The organism is Candidatus Accumulibacter vicinus (assembly GCF_000584955.1).
GTDB lineage: Bacteria > Pseudomonadota > Gammaproteobacteria > Burkholderiales > Rhodocyclaceae > Accumulibacter > Accumulibacter vicinus.
Genome location: NZ_JDSS02000037.1, coordinates 21,484 through 26,073 on the forward strand (window position 1 = coordinate 21,484; position 4,590 = coordinate 26,073).

Here is a 4,590-nt window from a genome sequence, read left to right on the forward strand (position 1 = left end):
GCACAACGCTCACCCGCTTCGAGGCGGTCAGCATTCATCGCCAAGCACATCGAACAGCCGGGCTCTCGCCACTCGAACCCGGCAGCGAGAAAAACCTTGTCCAACCCTTCTTGCTCCGCCTGCTGTTTGACCGGTCCCGAACCCGGAACCACCATCGCCAGCCGGATGTTGCCGGCGATGGTTCGGCCCTGAACCACCTCGGCGGCAGCCCGCAAGTCCTCGATTCGCGAATTGGTGCACGAACCGATGAAGATTTTGTCGAGTCTGATCTCCCGGATCGGCTGCCTGGGGCGCAAACCCATGTAGCGCAATGCCCGTTCCATGCCTTCGCGCCTAACCGGATCGGCTTCATTGGCCGGATCCGGCACACTGGCATCAATCGACACCACCATTTCGGGCGAAGTCCCCCAGGTCACCTGCGGCCGGATACCCGTAGCCGAGATCTCGACAACGCGATCAAAGCGAGCGTCGGCATCGCTGTGCAGGCCGCGCCAAGTGGCAACGGCCTGTTCCCAGCGCGCCCCCTGCGGCGCAAAGGGACGCCCACGCAGATAATTGATCGTGACCTCGTCGACCGCTACCAGACCCAGGCGTGCGCCGGCTTCGATGGCCATGTTGCAGAGTGTCATCCGACCTTCCATCGACAAGCCGCGAATCGTGCTCCCGGCGAACTCGATGGCATAACCAGTGCCGCCGGCAGTGCCGATCTGACCAATGATCGCCAGCGCCACGTCCTTCGCTGTCACCCCCTTGGCGAGCCTCCCATCCACCTGCACGAGCATGGTTTTCGACGGCTTCTGGAGCAGGCACTGCGTGGCCAGAACATGTTCGACCTCGGAGGTGCCGATGCCGTGCGCCATGCACGCGAATGCGCCATGCGTGCTGGTGTGCGAGTCGCCGCAGACGACCGTCATGCCCGGCAAGGTCGCACCGCTTTCCGGGCCGACGACATGAACGATCCCCTGGCGCGGATCCCTGAATGGAAAATAGGCGAGCGCACCGACCGCACGAATGTTGGCGTCGAGCGTTTCGACCTGCAGGCGCGAAACGGGATCCTCGATGCCCCGATCCCAGTGATCGGTAGGCGTGTTGTGATCAGCGGTAGCGACGATCGAAGAAACGCGCCAGGGCTTGCGGCCAGCCAGCTGAAGACCCTCGAAGGCCTGTGGGCTGGTCACTTCGTGCACCAGATGGCGATCAATATAGATCAGCGCGGTTCCGTCGGCCTCCTGATGGACGACGTGGTCCTGCCAAAGTTTTTCGTACAAGGTCTGCGGCATTGATGGATCATCCGAAGAAGTTCGGCCCGCATCGGCAGGCAAGTGCGGGGATTATGTCACACCGCTGTCGCCGCTGTCAGCCACCAGGTCAGAGACTGCCGCCTCTCCACCACTTTGATCCAATCAATCTTGAGCTATCATCCTGAGCATTTCGCTTTCCGCTCCTGTGTTGATGAGTCTTTATGCCCTGAAACCCCGCTTCCAGGCCTTGCTGCGCCCTGCCGCACGCGCCCTGCACGGGCTGGGTCTGAGTGCCAACCAGGTGACCGCAGGCACCTGCGCCGCTTCGCTGCTGCTTGGAGGCGGTCTTGCCCTCGCCGCGCACAGCGGGCACCTGCAATGGTTTCTGCTGTTGCCGCTGTGGTTTCTGTTGCGTATGGCGCTGAATGCGATCGACGGCATGCTCGCCCGTGAATTTGGTCAAGCCTCGACACTCGGCGCCTACCTCAACGAACTGTCGGATCTGCTCTCCGATGCGGCACTGTACCTGCCTTTTGCCTTTCTTCCCGAAGTGGGCATCGCGCTCACCGTGGGGGTGATCTGTCTGGCGAATGCCTCCGAGATGGCCGGGGTGCTGGGAGCGATGAGCGGTCACCGTCGCTGCAATGACGGACCGATGGGCAAGAGTGACCGGGCGCTGGTTTTTGGCTTGCTCGGACTGCTGCTCGGCACCGGCGTCGCGCCCGGCGCGTGGTTGTCGGCCGTGATGGCGCTGGTCGTGCTGTTGTTGCTGATGACCATCGTCAACCGGGTCAGGCACGGCGTCGTCGCAGAAGGCACCGGCAAGGATCAATAGAAATATCAACCGGAATACCCATCGGAGACCCACCAGGATGCGTGTCGCGCAGGAAAAACAATTCACCACTCACGATGGCACGACGCTGTTCTACCGCTACTGGCCGCCGGTCGGTGCCGCCAGCGCTGACCGGGCGGTGTTGCTGCTCCACCGCGGCCACGAACATTCGGGGCGACTGCAGCATGTCGTCGACGAACTCGGACTCGATGATTTCGCGATGTTCGCCTGGGATGCGCGTGGGCACGGCCGCTCGCCGGGCAAACGCGGCGACAGTCCGAGCTTTGCCGCCCTGGTCAAGGACCTCGACCGTTTCGTCCGGCACGTCAGCGACGGCTACGCCATCGCCAGCAGCCATCTTGCCGTCGTCGGCCAGAGCGTCGGCGCCGTCCTGGCCGCGACCTGGGCGCACGACTACGCCCCGCAGATCCGCTGCCTGGTGCTGACCGCTCCAGCATTCCAGGTCAAGCTCTATGTTCCCCTGGCGCGGCCGGGGCTGAGGCTGCTGCAGCGACTGTTCGGCAACTTTTTCATCACCTCCTATGTGAAGGCCAAATTCCTGACCCACGATCCCGAGCGCGTGCGTTCTTATGACGAGGATCCGCTGGTCACCCGGGCCATTTCGGCGCGTGTTCTGCTCGGTCTCTACGACGCGGCCGACCGGATCGTCGCGGATGCCGCCGCGATCCGTCTGCCGCTGCAACTGCTGATCTCCGGCAAGGACTGGGTCGTGCAGCGCGCGCCACAGGACCGCTTCTTCGAACGACTGGGCTCGCCGGTCAAGGAGCGCCACCTGCTCCCCGACTTCCTCCACGACACGCTCGGAGAACGCGATCGCAAGCTCGCCATCGACCGGATCCGCGCCTTCATCGCGCGCCTGTTCAGCGCCCCCCTGGCCAACGATTCGCTGCTGCAGGCGCATCGCGACGGCCATACGCGCGACGAGGAGATCCGTCTTGGTCAGCCGCTGCCGCCCGTCTCGCCGCGCGCCCTCCATTTCGCCCTGACTCGCCTGGCGATGCGCACCCTGGGTCGCCTCTCGGACGGTATCCGGATCGGTCTGACGACCGGCTTCGATTCCGGCAGCAGCCTCGACTACGTCTACCTGAACCAGGCCAGCGGCCGGTTGATGATCGGCCGGCTGATCGATCGTGGCTACCTCGATTCGATCGGTTGGCGCGGCGTGCGAGTGCGGAGAGCCCACCTGCTGCAGGCGATTGCCTTGGCTGCAAACGGACTCCGGGACGACGGCCAGGCACTTCGCATCGCTGATCCCGCCGCCGGTCATGGACGTTACGTCCTTGACGCCGTCGCGCAGTTGCCGGAGCGCCCGCAATCGATCGTCCTGCGTGATTTCAGTGACCTGAACGTCCGCCAGGGGCGGGCCCTGATCACTGCCAGGCAACTCGATGACATCGCCCGCTTTGAAACCGCGGACGCTTTCGACGAAGCAGCGCTCGCTGCACTGACGCCAAGACCGAATCTGGTGATCGTTTCGGGCCTCTACGAACTCTTCTCCGACAACGAACCGGTGATGCGTTCGCTGCGCGGCCTGGCCCGGGCTGTCGACACCGGCGCTTACCTGGTCTACACCGGCCAACCCTGGCATCCGCAGATCGAGCTGATCGCGCGCACGCTCACCAGTCATCGCGGCCACCAGGCCTGGGTGATGCGCCGCCGCACCCAGGCCGAACTGGACGAACTGGTGCGCGCCGCGGGTTTTACGAAGATCGAGCAATGGATCGACGACTGGGGGATGTTCACGGTCTCACTCGCCCGCCGGAATTGAGCCCGCACCGCAGCGAAAGCCCCGCCGGACCCGCAGCCGAAGCCCGTCCCTGGCGCAGGGCACTGGCCTGGCTACTGTTCCTGGGGCCATTCTTCTTCGCCAGCTACGGCTTTGCGACCTGGGTCAGCAGCCAGCGACCGGAGGTCGGCTTCATCGTCTTCGCCTGGGAGCGCCATATTCCGCTGCTGCCCTGGACCATCGTTCCGTACTGGCTGATCGACCTGCTCTATGGCGTTTCACTGCTGCTGTGCACGACACGGCGCCAGCTCGACACACACGCCCGGCGTCTGCTGCTGACGCAACTGATCGCCGTCGGCAGCTTCCTGCTCTTCCCCTTGCGCTGCACTTTCGAGCGTGGCGAAGTGAGCGGCGCATTCGGCTGGATGTTCGCTGCCCTGATGCGCTTCGACCAGCCCTACAACCAGGCGCCATCGCTACACATCGCCCTGCTCGTGGTGCTGCTCGAACCGTATCTGCGCGCCGTGCCCCGCGCCTGCCAGGCGCTGGTCGTAGGTGTGGCCCTGCTGATCGGGGTGTCGGTGCTGACCACCTGGCAACACCATTTCTTCGACGTTCCGACCGGACTGTGGCTCGGCTGCTTCGTGGTGTGGGTGTTTCCGACCGACGCCAGATCACCGCTGCGCCGTGCCGCCCTGCACTGCGAGCGATCGCGGTGGCATCTGGCGCTGGCCTACGCGGCGGCGGCGCTGGCTGTGGGCGGCCTGGCG

Annotated in this window: 4 protein-coding genes; 3 read left to right on the forward strand and 1 reads right to left on the reverse strand. The window is 64.6% G+C overall.

Going from position 1 to position 4,590, the window contains the following annotated elements:
- Positions 1 to 1,280, reverse strand: a 1,280-nt coding sequence (gene leuC / locus CAPSK01_RS15950; protein ID WP_034929411.1) for a 3-isopropylmalate dehydratase large subunit, incomplete at its 3' end; no start/stop codon positions are given.
- Positions 1,281 to 1,449: 169 nt separating this feature from the next.
- Between leuC and CAPSK01_RS15955 the strand changes: the two genes are divergently transcribed.
- The 3 genes from CAPSK01_RS15955 to CAPSK01_RS15965 form a co-directional block, all read left to right on the forward strand.
- Positions 1,450 to 2,076 carry a CDP-alcohol phosphatidyltransferase family protein gene (locus tag CAPSK01_RS15955; RefSeq protein ID WP_034929413.1) on the forward strand — a complete coding sequence of 209 codons (627 nt, stop codon included), beginning with the start codon at positions 1,450 to 1,452 and terminating at the stop codon, positions 2,074 to 2,076.
- Between the two features lie 37 nt (positions 2,077 to 2,113).
- A complete protein-coding gene (locus tag CAPSK01_RS15960) occupies positions 2,114 to 3,862 on the forward strand; it encodes a bifunctional alpha/beta hydrolase/class I SAM-dependent methyltransferase (protein WP_034928926.1) in 1,749 nt (582 codons plus the stop codon).
- Positions 3,811 to 4,590, forward strand: a 780-nt coding sequence (locus CAPSK01_RS15965; RefSeq protein ID WP_273703838.1) for a phosphatase PAP2 family protein, incomplete at its 3' end; no start/stop codon positions are given. The genes CAPSK01_RS15960 and CAPSK01_RS15965, both read left to right, overlap by 52 nt.